This is a genomic window from Microbispora sp. H10670, assembly GCF_014161385.1.
In the GTDB taxonomy this organism is placed as follows: domain Bacteria; phylum Actinomycetota; class Actinomycetes; order Streptosporangiales; family Streptosporangiaceae; genus Microbispora; species Microbispora triticiradicis.
On sequence record NZ_JABBWW010000002.1, the window covers coordinates 186,827 to 209,664 of the forward strand.

19 protein-coding genes are annotated in these 22,838 nt (G+C 73.3%); 5 read left to right on the forward strand and 14 right to left on the reverse strand.

The window, feature by feature from the left end:
* Positions 1-145: 145 nt before the first annotated feature.
* The 9 genes from HHX33_RS04530 to HHX33_RS04570 form a co-directional block, all read right to left on the reverse strand.
* Positions 146-2,650: a mannose-1-phosphate guanyltransferase gene (locus HHX33_RS04530; RefSeq protein ID WP_111698635.1), complete on the reverse strand. Its 2,505-nt coding sequence runs from the start codon at positions 2,648-2,650 to the stop codon at positions 146-148.
* Positions 2,651-2,653: 3 nt separating this feature from the next.
* Entirely contained in the window at positions 2,654-3,220 is a 567-nt protein-coding gene (locus tag HHX33_RS04535; protein ID WP_244301880.1) for a CDP-alcohol phosphatidyltransferase family protein, read from the reverse strand.
* A 10-nt stretch (positions 3,221-3,230) separates the two neighbouring features.
* Positions 3,231-5,405 (reverse strand): peptidase domain-containing ABC transporter, encoded by a 2,175-nt coding sequence (locus tag HHX33_RS04540; RefSeq protein WP_182873470.1) that lies wholly within the window; start codon positions 5,403-5,405, stop codon positions 3,231-3,233.
* Positions 5,402-5,578 (reverse strand): hypothetical protein, encoded by a 177-nt coding sequence (locus HHX33_RS04545; RefSeq protein WP_182873471.1) that lies wholly within the window; start codon positions 5,576-5,578, stop codon positions 5,402-5,404. The genes HHX33_RS04540 and HHX33_RS04545 overlap by 4 nt, the downstream gene beginning before the upstream one ends.
* Complete coding sequence (locus HHX33_RS04550; protein WP_182873472.1) at positions 5,575-6,546, reverse strand: TIGR04500 family putative peptide maturation system protein; 972 nt, start codon at positions 6,544-6,546, stop codon at positions 5,575-5,577. The genes HHX33_RS04545 and HHX33_RS04550 overlap by 4 nt, the downstream gene beginning before the upstream one ends.
* Positions 6,527-7,543, reverse strand: a complete 1,017-nt coding sequence (locus HHX33_RS04555) for an MvdC/MvdD family ATP grasp protein (RefSeq protein WP_182873473.1) — start codon at positions 7,541-7,543, stop codon at positions 6,527-6,529. Before HHX33_RS04555 ends, HHX33_RS04550 begins: the two co-directional genes overlap by 20 nt.
* An 82-nt stretch (positions 7,544-7,625) precedes the next feature.
* Positions 7,626-7,778 (reverse strand): putative ATP-grasp target RiPP, encoded by a 153-nt coding sequence (locus tag HHX33_RS04560; RefSeq protein WP_111698653.1) that lies wholly within the window; start codon positions 7,776-7,778, stop codon positions 7,626-7,628.
* A 168-nt stretch (positions 7,779-7,946) separates the two neighbouring features.
* Positions 7,947-8,636, reverse strand: coding sequence for a response regulator (locus HHX33_RS04565; RefSeq protein WP_182873474.1), 690 nt, complete (start codon positions 8,634-8,636; stop codon positions 7,947-7,949).
* Positions 8,633-10,288 carry a histidine kinase gene (locus tag HHX33_RS04570; RefSeq protein WP_182873475.1) on the reverse strand — a complete coding sequence of 552 codons (1,656 nt, stop codon included), beginning with the start codon at positions 10,286-10,288 and terminating at the stop codon, positions 8,633-8,635. Before HHX33_RS04570 ends, HHX33_RS04565 begins: the two co-directional genes overlap by 4 nt.
* 154 nt (positions 10,289-10,442) lie before the next feature.
* Between HHX33_RS04570 and HHX33_RS04575 the strand changes: the two genes are divergently transcribed.
* Entirely contained in the window at positions 10,443-11,048 is a 606-nt protein-coding gene (locus tag HHX33_RS04575; protein WP_182873476.1) for a class I SAM-dependent methyltransferase, read from the forward strand.
* Between the two features lie 18 nt (positions 11,049-11,066).
* Positions 11,067-12,248, forward strand: a complete 1,182-nt coding sequence (locus HHX33_RS04580) for an acyl-CoA dehydrogenase family protein (protein WP_182873477.1) — start codon at positions 11,067-11,069, stop codon at positions 12,246-12,248.
* 15 nt (positions 12,249-12,263) lie between these two features.
* Here the strand turns inward: HHX33_RS04580 and HHX33_RS04585 are convergent, their stop codons facing one another.
* Together HHX33_RS04585 and HHX33_RS04590 are read right to left on the reverse strand one after the other, a co-directional pair.
* Positions 12,264-13,184 carry an alpha/beta hydrolase gene (locus tag HHX33_RS04585; protein ID WP_182873478.1) on the reverse strand — a complete coding sequence of 307 codons (921 nt, stop codon included), beginning with the start codon at positions 13,182-13,184 and terminating at the stop codon, positions 12,264-12,266.
* Positions 13,185-13,197: 13 nt separating this feature from the next.
* Positions 13,198-13,899 carry a gamma-glutamyl-gamma-aminobutyrate hydrolase family protein gene (locus tag HHX33_RS04590; RefSeq protein ID WP_138460782.1) on the reverse strand — a complete coding sequence of 234 codons (702 nt, stop codon included), beginning with the start codon at positions 13,897-13,899 and terminating at the stop codon, positions 13,198-13,200.
* Between the two features lie 307 nt (positions 13,900-14,206).
* Between HHX33_RS04590 and HHX33_RS04595 the strand changes: the two genes are divergently transcribed.
* Positions 14,207-15,388 carry an FAD-binding oxidoreductase gene (locus HHX33_RS04595; RefSeq protein ID WP_182873479.1) on the forward strand — a complete coding sequence of 394 codons (1,182 nt, stop codon included), beginning with the start codon at positions 14,207-14,209 and terminating at the stop codon, positions 15,386-15,388.
* Positions 15,389-15,412: 24 nt separating this feature from the next.
* Positions 15,413-16,489, forward strand: a complete 1,077-nt coding sequence (locus tag HHX33_RS04600; protein ID WP_182873480.1) for a WD40/YVTN/BNR-like repeat-containing protein — start codon at positions 15,413-15,415, stop codon at positions 16,487-16,489.
* 78 nt (positions 16,490-16,567) lie between these two features.
* Here the strand turns inward: HHX33_RS04600 and thyX are convergent, their stop codons facing one another.
* The 3 genes from thyX to HHX33_RS04615 all read right to left on the reverse strand — a co-directional run bounded on the left by thyX (position 16,568) and on the right by HHX33_RS04615 (position 20,874).
* Positions 16,568-17,350, reverse strand: coding sequence for an FAD-dependent thymidylate synthase (gene thyX / locus HHX33_RS04605; protein WP_111698680.1), 783 nt, complete (start codon positions 17,348-17,350; stop codon positions 16,568-16,570).
* 117 nt (positions 17,351-17,467) lie between these two features.
* Positions 17,468-18,679 (reverse strand): amidohydrolase family protein, encoded by a 1,212-nt coding sequence (locus HHX33_RS04610; RefSeq protein ID WP_310740556.1) that lies wholly within the window; start codon positions 18,677-18,679, stop codon positions 17,468-17,470.
* Positions 18,680-18,744: 65 nt separating this feature from the next.
* Positions 18,745-20,874, reverse strand: a complete 2,130-nt coding sequence (locus tag HHX33_RS04615; protein ID WP_182873481.1) for an anthranilate synthase component I — start codon at positions 20,872-20,874, stop codon at positions 18,745-18,747.
* Between the two features lie 269 nt (positions 20,875-21,143).
* Between HHX33_RS04615 and HHX33_RS04620 the strand changes: the two genes are divergently transcribed.
* Positions 21,144-22,802 (forward strand): CocE/NonD family hydrolase, encoded by a 1,659-nt coding sequence (locus HHX33_RS04620; protein WP_182873482.1) that lies wholly within the window; start codon positions 21,144-21,146, stop codon positions 22,800-22,802.
* The last annotated feature ends 36 nt before the right edge of the window (positions 22,803-22,838 follow it).

Consider the following 22,838-nt stretch of genomic DNA (forward strand, 5'->3'; position numbering starts at 1 on the left):
CGCAACTTACGCTGATCAGGCACAAAGGTCAAGAAGCGCGGCCGGGCGTGGACTGACCAACGCTACAGCCCACGGAGGTGCAAGGTCCATCCCGACACATGCATCCCCAGCATCCCATCCTGATCACGAAAGAGGGAGACGGGGGTCAGCAGGAGCCGGCGGCCTGCTCGACCACGTGGGCCCAGCGTTCCAGGAGGGCCTGCGCGCCGTCCACGTCGTGCCCCTCGGCCCACAGGTGGGTGACGGCCTCGGCGGGGTCGGGCAGCACGAGCGCCCAGCTTCCGTCCTCCTCCACGACGCGGACGCCGTCGGTGGTGTCCAGGCGGTGGCCCTCGGCGGCCTCGACGACCGAGCGCATCACGGCCCCCTTGTGCGCCCACGGCGTCGGCACGGTCCGCTTCAGCAGCCGGGCCTCGGGGATGCGGGCGTCGATCTGGCTGAGCGACAGCCGGGTGCGCGCGACCAGGCCGAGCAGGCGCAGGAATACGGCCAGGCCGTCCAGGGTCGGCCCGAACTCCGGGACGATGAAGCCGCCCCGCCCGTCGCCCGCGAAGATCGTGTCAGGGTGCCGGGCCGCCCGGGTCAGCGTGTCGAGGCTGGTGGCCGTCCAGTCGACCTGCACACCGTGGAAGCGGCACACCATCTCCGCCACCCTCGTCGTGGTCACCGGCAGCGCCACCCGGCCGCCGCGGCGCTCGGCCGCGACCAGGTCGAGCACGACGAGCAGCGCCCGCTCCTCGCTGATGAGCTGGCCCATCTCGTCCACCAGCGAGACCCGCTCCCCCACCGGGTCGAACCGTACGCCGAAGGCGGCCCGCGCGGAGGCGACCAGGTCCGCCAGGCGCTGCAGGTCGCGGCGGCGCTCGGCGAGGGTCTCGGTGGGCGAGGCGTCGTCGAGGCGGTTGTTCACGGTCAGCACGTCGACCCCGGCCCGGCCGAGCAGGCTGGGCAGCACGAGCGAGGACGTGCCCCCGGCGCAGTCGACCACGACCTTCATCTCGGCGTCCTTCACGCCGTACATGTCGACGCAGGCCAGCAGTTCCCTGGCGTAGGTGTCGACGGCCCTGGCCGGGAACGTCAGCTCGGCGATCTCGCCGGGGAAGGCCCGGCGGTACTCCTGCCGGGTGAAGACCCGCTCCAGCTTGCGCTGCGCCGCCTGCGACAGGTCCGAGCCCGTCTCGTCCATGAACACGATGTCCACGCTCTGCGGGTCGCCCGCGGTCGTGCGCAGGAAGATGCCGCCCCTGACGTTCTCCCGGGAGGTGTTGAACCGGGCCACCGGCAGGGCGGCGGCCTCCAGGTCGACGACGTTGATCGCGCTGGAGTTCAGCGCGCTGATCACCGCGCGCTTCAGCGCCCGCGCCGCGCGTGAGGCGTCGCGGGCGGTGACCACCGTGTCGCCCTTCTTCAGGGTCGTGGCGTACGCGCTGGCCAGCCGTACGCACAGCTCGGGGGTGATCTCCACGTTGACCAGGCCGGAGACGCCCCGGGGGCCGAACAGGCTGCGCTGGCCGCGCGACTCCCAGATCACGCTGGTGTTGACGACCGTGCCGGCCTCGATCGTCTTGAACGGGTAGATCTTCACCCCGGAGGAGACGTACGCCTCGGCCTCGATGACGCACTCGTCGCCGACGACGGCGTTCTCCTCGATCCGGGCGCCGGTCATGACGTCGGTGTTCTTGCCGATCACGCAGCCGCGCAGGTGGGCGGCAGGGCCGACGTACACGTTGTCGCTGACCACCGCGCGGTGCAGGAAGGCGCCCTCCTTGACCACCGCGTTGCTGCCGAGCACGGTGTACTCCCGCAGCTCGGCCCCGGCCTCGACCTTGGCGTAGTCGCCGATGTAGAGGGGCCCCTTGAGCACCGCCTCGGGGTCGACGGAGGCGCCCTCGGCGGCCCACACGCCCGGGGCCAGCTCGAAGGCGTCGAAGTCGACCTTGACCTTGCCCTCCAGCACGTCGGCCTGCGCCTTGAGGTAGCTCTCGTGGGTGCCGACGTCCTCCCAGTAGCCCTCGGCGACGTAGCCGAACAGCCGGCAGCCCCGCTCCAGCAGGCGGGGGAAGATGTCGGACGACCAGTCGACCGGCTGACCGGGGGCGATCTCGTCGAGGACCGACGGCTCCATGATGTAGACGCCGGTGTTGACCGTGTCGGAGAACACCTGCCCCCAGGTCGGCTTCTCCAGGAAGCGCTGGATGCGGCCGTTCTCGTCGACGATGATGATCCCGAACTCCAGCGGGTTGGGCACGCGTTTGAGCCCGATCGTGACCAGCGCCCGGTTCTCCCGATGGAAGCGGAGCATGTCGGTCAGGTCGATGTCGGTGAGCGCGTCGCCCGAGATGACCAGGAACCGGTCCTCGCGGAGCTTGTCGGCGGCGTTCTTCACGCTGCCCGCCGTGCCGAGGGGGACGTCCTCCGTGGCGTAGTGGAGGGTCACGCCGAGCTCGTCGCCGTCACCGAAGTAGTTGCGGATGAGCGCGGCCAGGAACTGCACGGTCACCACGACCTCGGTGTACCCGTGCCGCCTGAGCAGCCGCAGCACGTGCTCCATGATCGGCCGGTTGATGATGGGCAGCAGGGGCTTGGGCTGGTTGGCGGTCATCGGCCGCAGCCGTGTCCCCTCCCCGCCCGCCATGACGACGGCCTTCACGGGTCACCCCTTCGTTAGCTGGCGCACCTGTACGACATACAACACCCCCGCCCACCAATACAGACCAGTTCCCCAGATGGCGAAGGCCCATCCGAAGATCGCGCTAATCTCGGCGTACCAGCCCTCGTGGGAGGCGAGGAACAGCAGCGGGAACGCGTACATGAGGGCGGCGGTGCCGGCCTTGCCGAGGAAGTGGACGGGCAGGGCGGGGCCGTATCCGTGCCGCCGCAGGACGGGCGGCATCCACAGCAGCAGGATGTCGCGCAGCGGCACCGCGAGCGCCAGCCACCAGGGGATGACGCCCCGGATGACCAGGCCGACCAGCGTGGCGAGGATGTAGAGCCGGTCCGCGAGCGGGTCGATCAGGCGGCCGAGCCTGCTGATCTGGTTCCACGCGCGGGCGAGTTTGCCGTCGAGCCAGTCGCTGAACCCCGCGAGCATCAGCAGCGCGACGGCCCATCCGTCGGCCCGGGGGCCCAGCACGAGCCAGAGGAAGACGGGGACGCCGAGCAGCCGCAGGGCGCTCAGCAGGTTGGGAACCGTCCAGATCCGGTCCTCGGCAGCGTTCACGCCCCAGACCCTACATGCCGGGATCCCGGCCGTTCCGCGGAGCCGCGGCCGCGGCGGAGGCCGTCTGCGCGGCGACGAGCCGGGTGTAGCGGCCGTCCAGGGACAGCAGCTCCTCATGGGTGCCCCGCTCCACCACCGTGCCCCGCTCGACGACCAGGATCAGGTCGGCGTCCCGCACCGTGCTCAGCCGGTGCGCGATCACGATGCGGGTCTGCGTCAGGCGGGACAGCCGCGCCTCGATGCCGGCCTCGGTCGCGCTGTCGAGGTTGCTGGTCGCCTCGTCGAGCAGCAGCACCCTGGGGCGGGGCAGCAGCGCGCGGGCCAGGGCGAGGCGCTGGCGCTGTCCACCCGACAGGCCGCCGCCCTCGACCAGGATCGTCTCGTAGCCCATCGGCATCGCCATGATCTCGTCGTGCAGGCCCGCGATCCGGGCCGCGTCGGCGATCCGGTCCAGGCCGGCCTCGGGGAGGTTGAGCGCGATGTTCTCCCGGATCGTCCCGGTGAACAGCGACGGGTCCTGGGTGACCACGCCGAACTGGCGGCGCAGCGACCGCGGGTTGAGCTCGGCCGCGGGGACGCCGTCGTACCGGATCTCCCCGGCCGTCGGCTGGTACAGGGCGAGCAGCAGGCGGGCGAGCGTGCTCTTGCCCGACCCCGAGGGACCGACCAGCGCGACCTTCTGCCCCGGCCGCACGACCAGTGAGACGTCGCGCAGCGTCCACGGGCCGCGCGGGTCGTGGCGGAAACACACCCCGCGCAGCTCGATGCCGCCGCGCAGCCGCAGCACCTCGATCCCCGTGGACGGCTCGGGCTCGGAGGCGAGGATGTCCGACAGCCGGTCGAAGTGCGCCCCGGCCTGCTGAAGGCTGCGCAGGCTGGTCATCAGCGAACCGATCGGGGTGAGCGCGGCGGTGGCCAGGGCGTTCAGCGCGAGCAGCGTCCCGAGGCTCATCGACCCGTCGAGCACCCGCCACGCGCCCACCCACAGCAGCCCCAGCGGCGCGAGAAGGCGCACCGCCCCGAGCGCCGCCTCGACGAGCCCCCGGACGAGCCCTCCCCGTACGTCGGCGTCGAGCTGCCGGGCGAACAGGTCCGACCAGCGCTGCATCGCCCGCGGCTCGGCCCCGGACGCCTTGAGCGTCTCGATGCCCCCGACGGCCTCCATCAGCCGGCCCTGCGTGACGGCGAGGGCGGCCAGCTCGCGTCTGGTCAGCTCGCCCACCCGGCGGGCGGTGCCGAGCAGGAGGGCGGCCTGCCCTGCCGCGAGCAACGCGAGGAAGGCGCCGAAGACCGGATCCCGGGCGAAGACGAGCAGCAGGTAGACCAGGGCGAGCGGCCCGTCGAGCAACGACGAGAGAATCTGCCCGGTCAGCGTCTCGCGCAGGGCGATGACGCTGTTCGCCCGGTTCACCAGGTCTCCCTTGCCGCGCACCGCGAAGTACCGGTACGGCAGTGCGACAAGGTGCGACACCAGATTCCGCGTCACCTCGCCGTCGGTGCGCGAGCGGAGCGCGACGAGCAGCACCGAACGCAGGTAGCCCACCGTGAACTGGGTGACCACGGCGGCCAGCACGGCCACGCCGAGGAGGGCGAGAAGCCCGGAGTCCCCGCGCGGGAGGATCCGGTCGACGACGACCTGGAACGCCGTCGCGAGCGCCAGGCCGAGCACCTGGAGCAGCACCGAGGCCGCGAGCACCTGGGTGAGCAGGCCCTTCCTGCGGAACACCAGGGCGCGCAGGAAGTCGCGCCGCCACGCCCGCGCGGCGCCGGACCGCACACGGCGGAACCGCGGCTCCGGCTCGAACGCCAGCAGCACGCCGGTGAACCCGGCGTCGAACTCGGCGGGCGTGAGCCGCCTGCGCCCCTGGGCGGGGTCCACGATGTCCACGTGGTCGGGGGTCCACCGCTCCACCACCACGAAGTGCTGGAACTCCCAGTGGACGATCGCGGGCATGGGCACCCGCCCGAGGTCGGCCGGCTCCAGTGAGAACGCCCTGGCCTTGAGGCCGAACTCCCGCGCGGCGCGGACGACGGCCAGCGCGCTCAGGCCGTCCCTGCCCACCTGGAGGTGGTCGGTGACCTCCTGCACGGTGGTGCGGTGGCCGTGGAAGGACAGGATCACGGCCAGGCAGGCCGCGCCGCACTCGGTCGCCGAGTTCTGCAGGAAGACCGGGACCCGTCTCACCCGCCACCCCTCAGGACCAGAGCGGTGAGAACGGCCAGCCCCGAGGTGAGCACCGCGACCGCGCACCAGAGCAGGACGAGGGCACGGCCGCCGACCTCCTTGACGGCGGCCGGGGCGGACGGCGGGGCGGCATGGCGGCGCAGCGCCTCGGCGCGGAAGATCCGTCCGTTCACCGCGTGCCGGTCCGCGCCGTGGTTCCCCAGAACCATTCGATCTTCGCGGCCCGGCGGCGTTCGTCGATCCACAGGTCGAAGACCCGCCGTTCGACGCGGCGGCGCGTGTCCGCGTCGAGCTCGGCGCCGGCCACGGAGATCACCTTGAGCAGGACGTCCGGGGCGGGCGAGACGACGTCGCCGGGGCGGGCGGTGCCTACCTCGGCCGCGGGCACGTCCTCGACGACCAGCCGGGTGCCGCGCGTCCGCTCCGCCAGCGCGAAGAAGCCGGCTCCGGCGTCGATCTCGGCCGCCGCCCGCCGGGCCGCCTCGGAGCCGGGAAAGGTGAGGCGGGCGACCCGGGCCGTGCCGAACTCCTCCCGGTGCTCCTCGAAGTACGGCTCGACCCGTCCGGCCGTCACCCGCTCGCGGACGCGGGCGGCGGCCACCTCCCCCGCGACCAGCTCCTGGAGGTCCACCACGGTGAGGGAGCGGCGGTCCATCCACTCGCGCGTCCGTTCCGCGGTGAGCAGTCCCCGGGCGCGCCGGAACGCGTCCACCGCCTCCTGGATCTCGTGGTCGGAGAGCTCCACCGGCGCCTCCTCCAGCTCCGCCTGGACGAGGGCGGCGGCGACGATCCGGTCCACCAGACGGGCCTCGTCCCAGAGGAAGTCGAGCCAGGCGACCGCGTCGACCACCTTGACCCCGACTCCGTCGATCCGCAGCAGCAGCATCTCGCCGGCCCGCTGCACGCCCCGCAGGGGCCAGGGCAGGGCGCGGTCGGGGCTCCAGGACAGCGACACCGTCCCCTCCCCCGGCCGTTTGATCAGAAGGTCGTAGTGGAGCGAGTCGTCGTAGTCCTCCCGCTGCCACAGCAGCCGGAAGCGCACGCCGGGATGGCGCTCCCGCAGCTCACGCAGGCGTTCCTGGGCCTCGGACGGGTCGAGGCCGTCCAGGCCGCGGAGGGTTTCAAGGGCGTCCGGCAACATGCGCGGTCTCCTCTCCGACCGTGCCGTACATCAACAGATCACACAGCGCCGCGCCGATCGGCAGGCCCGTGGCCTTCTCGATCCAGAGCCACTGGCCACTGGGGTTGACTTCGAGGAAGACGTAACGCCCGTCGGGGGTGAGGATGAGATCGATCGCTCCGTAGCGCAGGCCGAGCCGCCGGACGATCCGCAGGCAGCGCTCGGCCACCTCCGGCGGCAGCTCGTGCACCTCGTGGCGGGTGCCGCCCGGGTCGTAGCGGCGCCAGTCGAGCCTCGTGTGATTGCTCTCCTGCGAGTGGATCTCCGCCGCGAAGACGGCCCGCCCCACGACGGTCACCCGCAGTTCGACCCGCTTGGGCACGTACTCCTGGACGACCACCGGGCCGAACCTGATCGCGTCCGCGTAGGTCACATCCCGGGTGGACACCGGTTCCGACATCCGGGCCACGCCCTCCCCGTCGGCGCGGGAGCCGGCGGGAACGCCCAGGGGCTTGTTGATGACGCGGCCCTGGTGCCGGTTGTAGAAGTCCAGGAACTCGTCGGGGTCGTTGGTGATCAGCGTGTCCGGCAGCTCGAATCCGAGACGACCGGCCAGGGCCAGCTGTGACGACTTGCGCTGGGCCAGCCTCACCCGTTCCCTGGGCGCGGGGACCATGCGGCAGTCGAGCTGCTCCCACAGGTCCCCGGCGAACACCGCGCACTCCTGCTCCATGTGGGCACGTGCCACCGGGTCGGCGATCTCGGGATGCGCGACGGGAGCCTGGGGACGGCGGAACCACAACGCCGTCAGACGGTCGAGATCGACGTCCGCCTTCTCCGTGCGCAGCCGCCGCCGCACCCGCCCGTCACGGTGGTAGACCGCGTCGAGCACCGCGCGGACCGGATAGCCGGCCGGGTCGAAGACGACCGCTTCCGCCCCCCGCGCGGCCAGCAGACGGGCCACGTGCTCGGCATGGGAGTCTCCATCGATCGTGAGGATGAGTATTTCGCCGGACATCTTTCGCTCTTCCTGGTCTGGCTTCCCGATCGGGCGCGGGGCGCCGGAAGGGCGCCCCGCGCGGTCACTCGGAAGCGGTCGCTCAGAAGTCGAGGTCCTTGGCGTCGACGGTGCCGTCCGGGGTCATGACCTGGCTCGACCACTCGAACTTCCGGCCGCCGTTGACGAGGCGGAGGTCTCCCTCGTCGAGCTCCGGCCCGGCCGCCGCGATGTCGTCAATTCTGATCTTGGACATTGTGATCCCTCCCGCCGCCCGGGGACGGCGCGTTCTCCGATGTGACGGCACCCGCTCGGGCGCCGGACACAGACGTTAGGAGGGCCTTCTCGATGCCCGCTTCGCACGACCTTGGGAACGGCTAAACGGTCGCTTGTGGTCGATCACCGGCAGGGACCGCGGGGACACCTACATACCGGTGTCCCGGGCGTTCCGTGGAGGAGCCACGGGGGTGAAGGCGGCGTCCACCAGCCCGAACCGGTGCGCCATCACCGCCGCCTGCGTGCGGTTGCGCAGGCCCAGCTTCTCCGTGATGGCGGCGACGTGGCTCTTCACGGTCGTGACGCCCACGTGCAGCCGCCCGGCGATCTCGGCGTTGGACAGGCCCACGCCGATCAGCGTCAGCACCTGTGACTCGCGCTCGGTCAGGGCCGCCGGCGGCGGCAGCGCCTGCCGCTCGGCGGCCAGGGCCCGCTCGACGACCCGCCGCAGCACCGACGGCGCGAGCGGGGGCTCCCCCGCCGCGGCCCGCCGCACGGCCTCGACCATGTGGGCGGGCGGGTCGTCCTTGACCAGGAAACCGAGCGCGCCCGCGCCCAGCGCGGCGTAGAGGTCCTCGTCCTCGGAGAACGTGGTGAGCACGACGATCCGCGCGGACGGCCGGGCGGCGAGGATCCTGCGGGTGGCCTCCAGCCCGTCGACGCGCGGCATGCGCAGGTCCATCAGCACGACGTCGGGGTGGTGCCGCTCGGCCAGCCGTACGGCCTCGGCGCCGTCGGCGGCCTCGCCGCACACCTCCATGTCCCCGGCCGCCTCCAGCATCATGCGGACGCCGGCCCGTACGAGGGCCTGGTCGTCGGCGACGACGACGCGGATCACGCGAACCTCCCTCTCACGCAGCGGTCGGGCGGGCTCTCACACGCGCCCTGGGGCGGGATGGGCAGCGAGGCGGTCAGCCGCCACCCGCCGTCCCCCGCCGGGCCGGCGGTGACGCGCCCCCCGAAGGCGCGGGCCCGCTCCCGCATGCCCGCGATGCCCTGGCCGTTGGACGGCAGCGCCTCCGGCGGGCGGGCCGGGCCCGGGCCGTTGCGCACCTCCACCTCCAGCGCGCCCTCGCGCGTCCGCACGCCGACCTCGGCGCGGGCGCCGGGCCCCGCGTGCTTCAGCACGTTGGTGAGCCCCTCCTGGACGATCCTGGCCACCGCCGCGCGCAGCACCAGCGGGGCCAGGCACGCCTCGGGCGACTGCCGCAGGTCGACGTGCAGACCGGCCGCCGACATCCGCGCCACGGCGTCCCGCAGCACGTCGCCGGGGTCGGCGAGCATGTCCGCGAGCGGGAGGTCGTCGCGCAGCGCCTCGGCGGGATCGCGCAGCACGGTGAGCAGGCCGCGCAGGTCCTCCAAAACGCGGTGCCCGGTCTCCCGGATGTCGCCCAGCGCCTCGGCGGCCGGGCCGTCCGCCCCGGCGTACTGGGCCGCGCTCGCCCGCAGGACCATCGCCCCCACATGGTGGGCCACGATGTCGTGGACCTCGCGGGCGATCCGCTCCCGCTCGGCCAGCCGCCCGGCCCTGGCCCGCTCGGCGGCCAGCTCGGCCGCGTGCCTGGCCTGCGCCTGCCGTGCGCCGACGTACCGGCCGATCGCCACCGGGGCGGTCACCATCGTCATCAGCGCCACCACCCGGAACGGGGTGACGTCGGCCGGGTCGTCCACGGTCACGACGGCGGAGACCGAGCAGGTCAGCGCGTACGCCGCGGCGAGCCACGGCCAGGCGGCGCGGGTCGCGAACACGCCGAGGGCCACCAGGGCGAGCAGTTGCAGGCTGTTGCCGGTCCTCGGGACGTACTGGTCGGCGACGACCAGCGTGAGGCTCTCCAGCAGCAGGACCGCGCCGGGCAGGTGCCGCACGACGCCCAGCGCGAGCCCCGCGAGCATCACCCCGAGCGCGACCGCCCACACCGGCGGCACCCCGCTGTGCCAGTACGGCCAGGTGGTGAGCACCGCCAGCGCCACCCCGCCGCCGGCGAGGAGGAGGTCGAGCAGCGGGGCCGGGTCCTCCCTGCGCCGCCCCTCCTGCGTGCGCAGATAACCGCCGATCAGCACCGGGGCGGCGATCAGGCCGGCCGAGTAGAACCAGGTGTTCGCGGTGAGCGCGATGCCGGGGTCGGCGAGGTTCACGGCCGTCGCGACGCAGGCGAGCACGGCCACCGGCGCCGTCCAGCCCCAGCCGCGTCCCCGGGCCAGCACGCCCACGGCGATGGGCAGCAGGATCTGGACGGTGTTGACGGTGAACGCGCCGACCTGGTCGCAGGCGACCAGCAGCGCGGCCAGGTAGACGGCCACCGGGCCGGGCCATCGGCGCACCAGCCCCATCGGCAGCCCGGCCAGCAGCGCGAGTCCCAGCCCCACCCACACCGGGGCCGGACCGCTGCGGCCCGTCCAGGTTCCCGCGCTGACCAGCACGTCGAGGCCGGTCCCGCTCATCGCGAGGAACACGTCGAGGACCGGGCCACGCGAAAAGGGCCGCCGCATGGGGGGAACGCTACCGAACTCCCGGGGCGGTGGCGGTCCTCCGGCCGGAGGACCGCGCCTCCTCCTTCTGGCCGCTCTCCGTGCGCCGACCGGCCGCCAGGTCGGCCCGTACTGCGGGCGGTCGGGGGCGGTGGCGCGCCCTAGCGTGACCGGCATGAACAGTGAGTCAGCGGTTCTCCTCGGCCAGTTCCTGCGCTCCCCGGCCGCCACGGGAGCGGTCGCGCCCAGTTCGCGGCGGTTGTCGCGGGCGGTGTGCGCACCGGTGCCCGAGGGGGGCGAGCCCGTCGTGGTGGAACTCGGACCGGGCACCGGGCCCTTCACCGCCGAGATCCAGCGGCGGCTCGCGGGACGGGGACGGCATCTGGCCGTCGAGATCAACCCGCTCCTGGCCGGGCGGCTCTCGGCCCGTCACCCGGGGGTCGACCTGGTCGTCGGCAGCGCCGCGGACCTGCCCGCCCTGCTCGCCGAGCGGGGACTGGCCGCGGCGGACGTGATCGTCAGCGGGCTGCCCTGGGCGGCGTTCTCCCCGGGCCACCAGGCCGGCCTGCTGCGCGCGGCGGTCGGCGCGCTCGCTCCGGGCGGCGCGTTCACGACCTTCTCCTACGTCCACGCCCGCGCGCTGCCCGCGGCACTGCGCTTCCGCCGCGCCCTGACGGCCTCCTTCGAGGAGGTGGTGGCGGGCCGCACCGTGTGGCGCAACCTGCCGCCCGCCTTCGTCTACCACGCCCGCCGCCCGCGGGCGAGCGCCGTTCTCCGGTGACGGCTCTACAGTGACGGCATGGACTTCACCCTGCCGGAGAGCGCGCAGGCCGTGCGGCGCGGTGTCGCTGATGTCTGCGCGCGGTACGACATGGACTACTGGCAGCGCTGCGAGGCGGAGAAGCGCTGGCCGGAGGAGGTGTGGGCGGAGCTCGCCAAGGGCGGCTGGCTCGGCCTGGCCGTCCCGGAGGAGTACGGCGGGGCGGGCCAGGGCCTGCTCGAACTCGCGGTGGCCACCGAGACCCTGTCGGCCTCCGGCTCGGCCGGGGGCTCGGCGTTCATGTACGTGCTGACGCCGGGGTTCGGGGCGCTGACGCTGGCCAGGCACGGCTCGGCCGAGCAGAGAGCCGCCCTGCTGCCGAAGCTGGCGACGGGCGAGATGGAGACCTGCTTCGCGCTGACCGAGCCCGACGCCGGATCCAACTCGCTGGCGATCTCGACCTTCGCCCGCCGCGACGGCTCGGACTTCGTGGTGAACGGCCAGAAGGTCTGGATCACCGGGGTGCAGCGGGCCGCCCGGATGCTGCTGGTCACCCGGACGATCCCGGCGGAGCGGGCCCGGCCCCGCACCGACGGGCTGACGGTGTTCCTGGTCGACGTGCCCGAGGCGGTGCGGGCGGGCAGCCTGACCTACCGGCCCATCCCCAAGATGGGCGCGAACACCACGCCGTCCAACATGGTCTTCGTCGACGACCTGCGGCTGCCCGCGTCCAGCGTGCTCGGCGAGGTGGACCGGGGCGTCGCCGTGCTGTGGGACGTGCTGAACCCCGAGCGCATCCTGCTGGCCGCGAGCGCCCTCGGCGCGGCCGAGGTGGCCCTGCGGGTGGGCGTGGACTACGCGAAGCAGCGGGAGGTCTTCGGCCGGCCCATCGGCGCGAACCAGGCCGTCGCGTTCCCGCTGGCGCGGGTCAAGGCCGAGATCGAGCTGGCCAGGCTGATGCTGTACAAGGCGGCCTGGTCCTTCGACAACGGGCTGCCCTGCGGCACCGAGGCCAACATCGCCAAGCTGGCCGCCTCGCGGGCCGCGTGGGACGCGGCGGACGCCGCGTTCCAGACCCACGGCGGCATGGCCTACTCGCTGGAGTATCCCGTGGCCCGGCTGCTCGCCGACGCCAGGATCGGCAGGATCGCCCCGGTCACCGAGGAACTGCTGCTGAACCACCTGGCCACCCAGGTTCTCGGCCTGCCGAGAAGCTTCTGAGCGCCCGCGCGCGGGTCACGCGAACGCCTCCTTGAGGCGCGCCGCGAGGAACTCGCGGCCCTCGACCGCCTGGTCGAAGAACCCGGGCAGGCCGAGGAAGCCGTGCAACGCGCCCTCGAAGGACCGGTGCTCCACCGGCACCCCGGCCTCCGCGAGCGCCCGCGCGTAGGCCGCGCCCTCGTCGCACAGCGGGTCGTACTCGGCCGTGATCACCGTCGCGGGCGCGAGACCCGACTTGTCCGGCAGGTGGAGCGGCGCCAGACGGGGGTCGCGCGGATCGGCGCCGCCCGCGTACTGCTCGACGAACCACCTCATCTCCGCCGCCTCCAGCCCGAACCCCTTCGCGTTCGCCCGGTAGCTGGGCGTGTCGCACGCGACGTCGACGACCGGGTAGATCAGCACCTGGTGGGAGAGATGGAGGCCCGCGTCCCTGGCGAGCCACGCGGCCACGGCCGCGAGGTTGCCGCCGGCGCTGTCGCCGACGACCGCGACCCTGCCGGCGTCGCCGCCGTAGAAGCCGGGCCGGGCGTGCACGTCGCGGACCACCGCGAAGGCGTCGTCGGCCGCCGCCGGGAACGGATCCTCGGGCGCGAGACGGTAGTCCACCGAGACCACGACGGCGCCGGTGCGCGCGGCGAGATCCCGCGCGAGAGGGTCGTTGCGCTCGACGCTGCCGAAGACCCAGCCGCCGCCGTGGAAATAGACGAGCACCGGCAGCGGGCGCTCCCCGGGCTCCGGGCGGTAGATCCGGACCGGGATCCCGGCCACCGTCTCGTCCCTGACCGCCGGCAGGTCGATCCTCGGCCCGCGCTGCTCGGCCAACCCGTCCATCGTCCGCATTTCGGCGATCTGCTCGCGGGTGAGGGAGGCGAGATCGGCGCCGAGGTCCGACGGGAACAGCGCGAGGTAGGCCGCGGCCTGGGGATGCAATGCCATGCCCGCAGGGTAATCAGGGGCGGGCGGCGTCCACCAGTGCCTCGATGAGGCGGTTGTCCGCACCGCGCTCGGGGTGCCACTGGACGCCGACGGCGAAACGGTGCCCCTGGAGCTCGACGCCCTCGACGATCTGGTCGTCCGCCCAGGCCACGGCGAGCAGGCCGGTGCCGAGACGCCGTACGGCCCGGCGGTGCGCGCCGGTCACCTCGGCGTGGTCGCCCACCGCCTTGCCCAGCCGGCTGGTCACGCTGATGGTCACGACGTGCTTCGCGGTCTCGTGCCGGTCGTGGCCCACGGCCGCGGGCAGGGAGGTGATCAGCGTGCCGCCCTGCGCCACGTTGAGCACGTGCAGGCCGCGCGAGATCCCGAGCAGCGGCACGTCCGCCTCCACCGCCGCCTGGGCGAGCGCCACCTCGAAGCGGTCGCGGTGCGGCTGCGGCGCGGCGAGCCCGTCGCCGTCGTCCGGCTCCGCGGCGGAGGCCTCGCCGTACAGCGCGGGATCGACGTCGACGCCGCCGGCGAGGATGACGGCGTCCAGGCGGCGCACGTGATCGCCGGCGGACACCGGGCTCAGCGGCGGCAGCAGGACGGGCGCGCCGCCCGCCTTCTCGACCGCGCGCGCGTACGCGTGCGGCGACACCGCGGCCTCACGGACCCACGTCCCCCAGCGCGCGGCCTCGAGGTAGGTGGTGATGCCGACGATCGGACGCGCCATGGCGACTCCTGATGGTTCATGGGCGGGGCAGGGCCCATCATGGCGCAGCTTCTTTCCTTTTTGTCGACTTTTGGATCATTGACCCCACCAGTCACACCAGTCACAAGGCAAGGATCACGAAAAATAACGAAGCGTTCACAGCTGGTTGCCTTGCCATGAATCGGTTGTGACGCACCGAAGTGAGTGGAACACTCCGCAGTGAGCGCCCGGTCGGGCCGGGGCCTCCGGCGCTCGTCACCCGGAGCCGTCAGGGAGGTGGATCGACAGACCGGAGCACACCTCCGGTCCCTAGGGTGGGACACAACCGATGTCGTTGAACGCGCGCCTGATCAAGGAAAGCTTCTCGCTCGTCGAACCCGTCGCGGGGCGGGCCTCCGCGTACTTCTACGGACTGCTGTTCGCGCACTGCCCCAGCCTGCGCGGGATGTTCCCGCCGGACATGTCGGCGCCGCGCGGCCGGCTCTTCGACGTCCTCAGGAGGGTCGTCAGGGAGCTCGACAGCCCCGAGGGACTGACGTCCTATCTCGCCGGGCTGGGCCGCGACCAGCGCAGGTACGGCTTCTCCCCCGAACACCACACGGCCGCAGGCGCCGCCCTGCTCGCGACGATGAGGCGCTTCGCCGCGCGGATCTGGACGGAGGAGACCGAGGCGGCCTGGAGCGAGGCGTACGCCATGGCCTCGCGAATCATGATCGACGCGGCCGCGGCGGAGACCACTCCCCCGTGGTGGCTGGCGGAGGTGACGGGCCACGAGGCGCGCTGCCGCGACATCGCGGTCCTCACGCTCCGCCCGTCGCAGCGGATGGACTTCGTCCCCGGACAGCACGTCCCGGTGCAGACGGCCAGGTGGCCGCGGGTGTGGCGGCGCTTCTCCATCGCCAACGCCCCCCGCGCGGACGGCACGCTGCGCCTGCACGTGCGGGCCGTTCCCGGCGGCTGGGTGAGCTCGGCCCTGGTCCGCCACACGCGTCCCGGCGACCAGCTGCTGCTCGGCCCACCCGCGGGCACGATGGCGCCGCCGGAGTCGGACCGGGACCTCCTGTGCGTCGCCGGCGGCACCGGGCTCGCGCCGATCAAGGCCGTCATGGAGCACGTCATCGCCTCCGGCCGCCGCCCCAACATCCACCTGCTGTTCGGGGTGCGGCACGCGGGCGACCTGTACGACATGCCGGACCTGACGCGGCTGGCGGCGGGCTTCCCCTGGCTGCGGGTGCTGCCGGTGGTCTCCGACGACCCCGCCTATCAGGGGCTGCGCGGCCGGCTCCCCGACGTCGTGGACGCGTTCCCCTCCTGGACCGGGCACGAGGTGTACGTCTGCGGCCCGCCCCCCATGGTGGACGAGACCGTACGGCGCCTGCGGCGCTCGGGGGTGCCGCTCGCCCGGATCCACCGCGACGCCGATCCGGAGCAAGACCGCGATCGGCGCGACCCGACCGAAACGGCGGGCACGCCGGACCGATTCCTGGCAGGATTCGAATCGAAAACATGATCGATATCCGGACAGGGAGGACGCATGCCCGCACTACTCGCGATCGGCACCCGAAAAGGATTGTTCCTGGCACACTCCTCGAACGGCGGGCCGTTCGAGGTCGACCCCGTGCGCTTCTCCACCATCGGCGTCCCCTCCGTCGCCGTCGACACGCGCGGGCCGGCGCCCCGGATCCTGGCCGGGATCGAGTACGGCCACTTCGGGCCGTCCGTCCTGTGGTCGGACGACCTCGGCGAGACGTGGCAGGAGGCGGCCACCCCGCCGGTCGCCTTCCCCGAGCGCACCGGGGCCGCGCTGGCCCGGGTGTGGCAGCTCCAGCCGTCGCCGGCCGAGCCGGGGGTGGTGTGGGCGGGCGCCGAGCCGGCCGCGCTGTTCCGCTCGGAGGACGGCGGGGCCACCTACACCCTGGTCGAGGGCCTGTGGGACCACCCCACCCGGCCCCGGTGGCAGCCCGGGGGCGGCGGGCTGTGCCTGCACACCGTGATCCCACACCCCACCGACCCCGGGCGGCTCGGCGTCGCCGCCTCCGCCGTCGGCTTCTTCCGCAGCGACGACGCCGGGGCCACCTGGCGGCCGTCCAACAAGGACATCCGCGCGCCCTTCCTGCCCGAGGGAGCGCAGTATCCCGAGTTCGGACAGTGCGTGCACAAGGTGGCGCAGCATCCCGCGCGCCCCGAGCGGCTCTATCTCCAGCACCACTTCGGCGTCTACCGGTCCGACGACTTCGGCGGCTCCTGGACGGAGATCGGTTCCGGGCTGCCCTCCGACTTCGGGTTCCCGATCGCGGTGCATCCGGACGACCCCGACCGGCTGTACGTCTTCCCGCTGCACGGCGACGTCGACCGCACGCCCGTCGGCCACCGGTGCCGGGTGTTCCGCAGCGACGACGCCGGGGCCACCTGGCAGGGCTTCTCGGAGGGCCTGCCCGAGGGCCCGGCGCACGCCTCCGTCCTCAGGGACGCCATGACCGCCGGGCCCGCCGGGGTGTTCTTCGGCACCCGGGACGGCGAGGTGTACGGCTCCGCCGACGCGGGCGAGACCTGGACGCTGATCGCCCGCCACCTGCCCGACGTCCTGTGCGTGCGGGCCGCCGTGCTGTGACGTCAGCACAGTCAAAACCGTGCTGTGAGGGACGGCACCGTCAGGACCGTGCTGTGAGAACCGCCTGGGGACGGCCGCTCAGACCTTGCGGTAGCCGGGGATCCAGGCGCCGTCCTCGACCGTGTAGTCGCCGAACAGCGCCGGGGCCTCCGCCCGCATGATCTCCCCGATGCGGTTGAACACGAGGCGGATCTCCTCCTCCGCCCCGGCGGCCGTACGGGACTCGATGGTGTGGCGGAGGGTGCGCACGTTGGCCGTCCAGACCAGGCCTGTCGCGACGCCCTCGGGGGCGAAGCGCCGCATGAACGAGGTGCGGTGCTTCTTCTCCGAGAACGGCACGCCGTCGGCGTCCAGCCCGAAGTGGGCGGACATCCAGTTCTGGAACTCCTCCATCCGGTCGAGCATCTCGGTCGCCCGCTTCATCAGCTCGGCGTCCTCGCGTGCCCACTCGGGGAACCAGAACGGCAGGTCGTTCAGCCGGACGAACCGCAGCGACTCCTGCGAGATCGCCACCCCCGGCCGGTGCCGCACGAGCTCGTGGGTCATCACGCGCGAGACGTTGTGCAGCACGAAGCTGAAGCTGGCGTGCTCCAGGACGCTGCCGTGCGCGCTGGCCAGGATGTTGCGCAGGTACGCCTCCTGGTCGGCGCGGACCCGCACCACGTTGGGGTTGAGCCCCGGCTCGAAGGAGCGGTAGCACAGCCGCCCGGCGAACTCGGCGAGGTCCTGCGCGTCGAAGTCGCCGCGCTCCAGCCGCTCCAGCCAGCTCTCCCCGCCGACCTCCCGCAGGTAGCGGGCCAGCTCGTCGTAGTCGACGGACGGCTTGGCGACGAGGAAGACCTCGGGCTCGACGCTGCGCATTCAGATCCCCGTTGAGTCGGTGCCGGTTGTGACGGGTCCAAGCAAACCAGCTCAGGCCCCACGATCGCGACTCGGGGGTGGGGCGCGAGGGCGTCGCCTTTACACTGTAGATTCGATTCAGAGGCGGTAGACGCGGCGGGCGTTGGCCGAGCCGATCATGTGGGCGATCCGGGCCGCGTCGGAGACGCTCCACTCGCCCTCGGCGATCCGGCCCGCCAGCAGCCGGGCCAGCCCGCGGCGGTGATAGAGGGCGGCCAGATAGCACAGCTCGGCGGCGCCGTGGCAGCCGGAGCCGTACATCTGCTTGTGGAACGGCACCAGCTCCAGCAGTTCGCGCAGGATGTGGGCCGAACCCGCCCCGGTGAGCGCCACGGCGAGCCCGGCGTCCACGTAGACGTGCGGAAAGACGCTCGCGAGGTACGCCGCCTGACGGTGGTGGGGATAGCAGTGCACCAGCACGACCGGCACCCCGAGCGGGGCGAGGGCGCGGACGAACCCCGTGAGCCGCGCCGGATCCGCGTCACCGAAAGCGGCGTCCCCGGAGGCGCCGTCCCCGTGAGCGTCCTCCGAGAAGGCGCAGTGGATCTGGATCGGCAGGCTCCGCTCCCTCGCCACGTCGGCGGCGGCCCACAGCAGGTGCCGTACGAGGACCGGGTCGGCGAGGCGGGCCTTGGGGTCGGCGAGCCTGCGGCCGGCCGCGGCGATCACGCTGCCGCGGGAGGGCCGGGAGAGGTCGGAGCCGGGCCAGCGGCGGTGCGCGGCGACCGTTTTCAGCCCGGCGGCGCGGGCCGCGCGGGCCGCGAGCTCGTCCCGCAGCGCGCCCGCGTAGCCGACGGCGGGCAGGCCCGCCTCGGCGACGTCCCGCTCGACCTCCTCCAGCCGGACGATCTCGTCGGCGACGGCGCCGCCGAGCCGCCCCATCTCGGCGGGCCCGAGCAGGCCGGGCGACTCCGGGCCGGCGTCCACCAGGAATGCCGAGACGCCGGAGCCGCGCAGCAGCCGCCGGTTCACCTCGGCGGCGCCGAGCTCGGCGCGGCGGGACAGGTACACCGCGGCCGAGGCGTGCGGTTCCAGCCCGAGGACCGGCGCGCACCAGCGCCGGATGGCCGCGCCCGCCGGGGTGTCGAAGTGGGTGGTGCCGGGCGGCGCGGGCGCGCCGCCCTCGGCGACCAGCTGCTCGAACCCCGAACGCGGCGGGTCGTCGCGCCGCACCCCGTGGCAGTGCTGGTCGACCATCGGCGCGAGCAGGGCCGCGCGCACCGCGTCGGGGACGGGCACGGGCAACGGGTCCGCGGGAAGCGGCGGGGCATCGGGTCGCGTCTCCGGCACGGCAGAGGACTCTACGGCTCCCCCGCCGCGCCGGCGCCGCGCAATGACGGCTCTTTACCCGCCGACTACCGGGCGCAGAGACGCAGCACGTTGGCGATGATCCTCGCCCCCGCGCGGCCCTCGGTGGTCAGGATCGACTCCGGGTGGAACTGCACGCCGAAACGCAGGTTCTCGGTGTCCTCGACGGCCATCGCCGCGCCGTCCGGCGTGAACGCCGTGACCCGGAAGCCGGTGACGCCCTGCTCCTTGGCGTGCAGGGAGTGGTAGCGGGCCGCGACGAACTCGCCGGGCAGACCGTCGAGCAGCGCGCTGTCACCCTCGCGCCGGACGCGCCCGCGCTTGCCGTGCTCCGGGTACGGCAGCAGTTCCAGCGTGCCGCCGGCCTGCTCGACCATCGCCTGCAGGCCGAGGCACACCCCGAAGACCGGCAGCCTCCGGGCGTACAGCGCCTCCAGCAGGGCGGCGCAGCCGAAGTCGGACGGCCAGCCCGGGCCGGGCGACAGCACCACGAGCGTGGGCGCGATCTCGTCCAGCTTCTCCATCGGGAAGCCGTGCCGCAGCGTGACCACCGACGCGCCCTGCTGCCGGAAGTAGTCGGCGAGGGTGTTGACGAAGGAGTCCTCGTGGTCGACGAGCAGCACCCGGTGACCCTCCCCCGGCAGGTCCGCGGGGGGCGCCGCCGGGACGTCCTCCCGCGGGCGGGTGGCCGCGGCGAGCGCGCCGAGCAGGGCGCTGGCCTTGAGCTCGGTCTCCCGCTCCTCGGCCTCGGGGTCGGAGTCGTAGAGCAGCGTGGCCCCGGCGCGCACGGTGGCCACGCCGTCGCGGATCTGCGCGGTGCGCAGGGTCAGTCCGGTGTTCATCGAACCGTCGAAGCCGATGAAGCCGACGGCGCCGCCGTACCAGCGCCGGGTGGTCTCCTCGTGGTCCTCGATGAACTGCATGGCCCACGTCTTGGGGGCGCCGGTGACGGTGACCGCCCACATGTGGGTGAGGAACGCGTCGAGCGCGTCGAACTCGGGGCGCAGGCGGCCCTCGATGTGGTCGACGGTGTGGATCAGCCGGGAGTACATCTCGATCTGCCGCCGGCCGATCACCCGGACGCTGCCGGGGACGCAGATGCGCGACTTGTCGTTGCGGTCCACGTCCGTGCACATGGTCAGCTCCGACTCCTCCTTCACGCTGGACAGGAGGGTGCGGATCGCCTCGGCGTCCTCGACCGGGTCGGCCCCGCGGGCGATGGTGCCGGAGATGGGGCAGGTCTCGATCCGGTCGCCGGTCACCCGCACGTACATCTCGGGCGAGGCGCCGACGAGGTGCTCACCGTCGCCGAGGTTCAGCAGGAACTCGTACGGCGCGGGGTTGGCGGCGCGCAGGGAGCGGTAGAAGGCGGCGGGGTCGGTGCAGACCGAGTGGAAGACCTGGCCGGGGACGACCTCGAACAGGTCGCCGCGCTGGAACTTCTCCTTGGCCTCGGCGACGACCCGGGAGTAGGTGCCCCTGACCGGGTCGGGCGGGACCGCGCCGGGCGTGACGAGGGGCGTCGTCTCGCCGGAGCGCTCCATGCCGTGGGTGGAGGCGCCGTCCACGGTGAACTCGTAGCGGTACTCCGTGCTGGTCTCGCGGACCCGGTCGATCACGACGAGCCGGTCCGGGAGGTGGAGCACCAGGTCGCGCTGGTCGCCGGGGCGGGTCAGGCGGTAGCGGATCGGCTCGAACTGGAACGCGAGGTCGTAGCCGAAGGCGCCGTACAGGCCGAGGTGCGGGTCGTCGCCGCGGAAGGCGGCGATGACCTCGCGGATGGCGGTGAAGACGGTGGGCCGGCGGCTGCGCATCTCCTCCGGGAACAGGTCCTCGGACTCGGCGACGTGCACCTCGACGAAGCCGGGCGTCGGCTCCGACACCGGCTTGCCCGCCGCCAGCAGGCAGGAGGCGACGACGGGCAGCACGACCTGGCCGCGCTCGTTGAGCGCCCGCGCGGAGATCCGGCGCCCCCGCGCGACGATCTCCAGGCAGGGGTCGACGTAGCCGAAGGCCCATCGGCTGTAGCGCCCGGGGTAGTCCATGCCGGAGGAGAAGGCTCCGCCGCGCCGCTCGGCGAGCGACGTGACGATCTCCTCCAGCGCCTCCTCGGGCACCTCGCGCACGGCCCGCTCGACCGCGATGCCGCCCGCGGTGGTATATCCGCTGATCTCCACTGTCCACGCCCCTTTTTACGTATGCCCCGGGGCGGACGTACAGAAGGCCGCCACTCACGGGGCGGCCGGTCTCCTCGATGCGAAGAATGCGAAAACGCCGCCAGCTAGCGGCGCCACCACTGGGAGGGTGCAGGAGTTCGCATGGGAAAAGCGTAGCGGCGAGGACCGCGATCATGCAACGCGACATGGCTGGAAGCACGACCACCGGATAGATATTCTGTTACTGAGCAGGAAACCCGCTCTCGGCTCCGCCGGGAAGGGAGGTCGGCATGGTCCGGGTGCCGGTGCGGATACCGGTGGGCCGTCGCGCTCCGGGAGGTCCGTACGGGCCGCCCGGCCTGCGGGTCCGGGTCCGCCGCGACGTGCCCGTGCCGATGCCGGACGGCGTGACCCTCCTGGCCGACCACTACGCCCCGGTGGGCGCCGCCCGGCCGCCGACGATCCTGATCCGCACGCCGTACGGGCGGGCCGGGGTGGTCGGCTGGATGTACGGCTGGACCTTCGCCCGGCACGGCTTCCAGGTCCTGCTGCAGAGCTGCCGGGGCGGCTTCGGCTCCGGCGGCGTGCTCGACCCCCTCGTCCACGAGCAGGCGGACGGGCTGGCGACGGTCGAGTGGATGCGGACGCAGTCGTGGTACGGCGGCTCGTTCGCCATGCACGGGCCCTCCTACCTCGGGTACACGCAGTGGGCCATCGCCGCCGAGACGCCGGACCTGCGGGCGATGTCCGTCCAGGTGACCGCCTCGTGCTTCCGCGACGCGGCGTACGTCGGGGGGTCGTTCGCCCTGGAGTCCACCCTGATCTGGACGACCCTCACCGCCCACCTGGAGGGCAGGCTGGGAGGCGCGGCCGCGCTCATCGCGCCCCGGCGAACACGGCGGGCCGTGCTGTCGGGCCTGGCGGGCCACTCGCTGCCCGAGCTCGACCTGCTGTCGGCGGGCCGCCCGCTGCCGTTCTTCCGCGACCTGCTCGCCCATCACGGCGAGGCCCTCTGCGCCTACTGGGAGAAGAGGGACTTCTCGGCGTCGGTGGGCCAGGTCGGCGCGGAGATCACGATGACCGGCGGCTGGTACGACGTGTTCCTGCCCTGGCAGCTCAAGGACTACGCCGCGCTGCGGGCGGCCGGGCGGCGGCCGCACCTGACGATCGGGCCGTGGTACCACGCCGACATCCGGCACGGCCGGGCGGCCAACGCCGACGCCCTCGCCTGGTTCCGCGCCCACCTGCTCGGCGACCCGTCGGGGCTGCGCCTGTCCCCCGTCCGGCTGTTCGTCACCGGCGCCGGCGAGTGGCGGGACGAGCCGGACTGGCCGCCGCCGGGCATGCGGCCCGAGCGCTGGCACCTGCAGCCGGGTTCCGCCCTGTCCACCGCGAACCCGGCGGGCGGCGAGCCGGACCGCTACCGCTACGACCCGGCGCACCCCACGCCGGTGATCGGCGGCCCGGTGCTGATCGGCAACTCCGAGCCCAGGGACAACCGGCGGCTGGAGGCCCGGCGGGACGTGCTCGTCTACACCTCCGCCCCGCTCGGCCGGGACACCGAGATGATCGGCCCGGTGCGCGCCGAGCTGTTCGTCCGCACCGGCAGGGAGCACACGGACTTCGTCGTGCGGGTGTGCGACGTCCATCCCGGCGGCGCGTCGATGAACGTCTGCGAGGGGGTGCGCCGCCTGACCCCCGCCGACCGCGGCGACGAGGACGGCGTGCGGCGGGTGGAGATCGACCTGTGGCCGATGGGCCACCGGTTCCGCCGCGGGCACCGGATCCGGGTGCAGGTGGCGAGCGGGGCCTATCCGCGCATCGCCCGCAACCCCGGCACCGGGGCGCCTCTCACGGCGGGCAGCCCGATGGTCGCCTCCGACCAGGAGGTGCTGCACGATCCCGCCCATCCCTCCGCGGTGATCCTCCCCGCCGTCTCCTCCGCCTGACCGCCTGACGACGCGCTTGACCGGTTGTCGCTGGGC

Coding starts and splice junctions, on each gene's coding strand:
- HHX33_RS04550 (WP_182873472.1), bottom strand. CDS start 6,546: ATGTTGCCGGACGCCCTTGAAACCCTCCGCGGCCTGGACGGCCTCGAC.
- HHX33_RS04555 (WP_182873473.1), bottom strand. CDS start 7,543: ATGTCCGGCGAAATACTCATCCTCACGATCGATGGAGACTCCCATGCC.
- HHX33_RS04560 (WP_111698653.1), bottom strand. CDS start 7,778: ATGTCCAAGATCAGAATTGACGACATCGCGGCGGCCGGGCCGGAGCTC.
- HHX33_RS04570 (WP_182873475.1), bottom strand. CDS start 10,288: ATGCGGCGGCCCTTTTCGCGTGGCCCGGTCCTCGACGTGTTCCTCGCG.
- HHX33_RS04575 (WP_182873476.1), top strand. CDS start 10,443: ATGAACAGTGAGTCAGCGGTTCTCCTCGGCCAGTTCCTGCGCTCCCCG.
- HHX33_RS04580 (WP_182873477.1), top strand. CDS start 11,067: ATGGACTTCACCCTGCCGGAGAGCGCGCAGGCCGTGCGGCGCGGTGTC.
- HHX33_RS04585 (WP_182873478.1), bottom strand. CDS start 13,184: ATGGCATTGCATCCCCAGGCCGCGGCCTACCTCGCGCTGTTCCCGTCG.
- HHX33_RS04590 (WP_138460782.1), bottom strand. CDS start 13,899: ATGGCGCGTCCGATCGTCGGCATCACCACCTACCTCGAGGCCGCGCGC.
- HHX33_RS04595 (WP_182873479.1), top strand. CDS start 14,207: ATGTCGTTGAACGCGCGCCTGATCAAGGAAAGCTTCTCGCTCGTCGAA.
- HHX33_RS04600 (WP_182873480.1), top strand. CDS start 15,413: ATGCCCGCACTACTCGCGATCGGCACCCGAAAAGGATTGTTCCTGGCA.
- thyX (WP_111698680.1), bottom strand. CDS start 17,350: ATGCGCAGCGTCGAGCCCGAGGTCTTCCTCGTCGCCAAGCCGTCCGTC.
- HHX33_RS04620 (WP_182873482.1), top strand. CDS start 21,144: ATGGTCCGGGTGCCGGTGCGGATACCGGTGGGCCGTCGCGCTCCGGGA.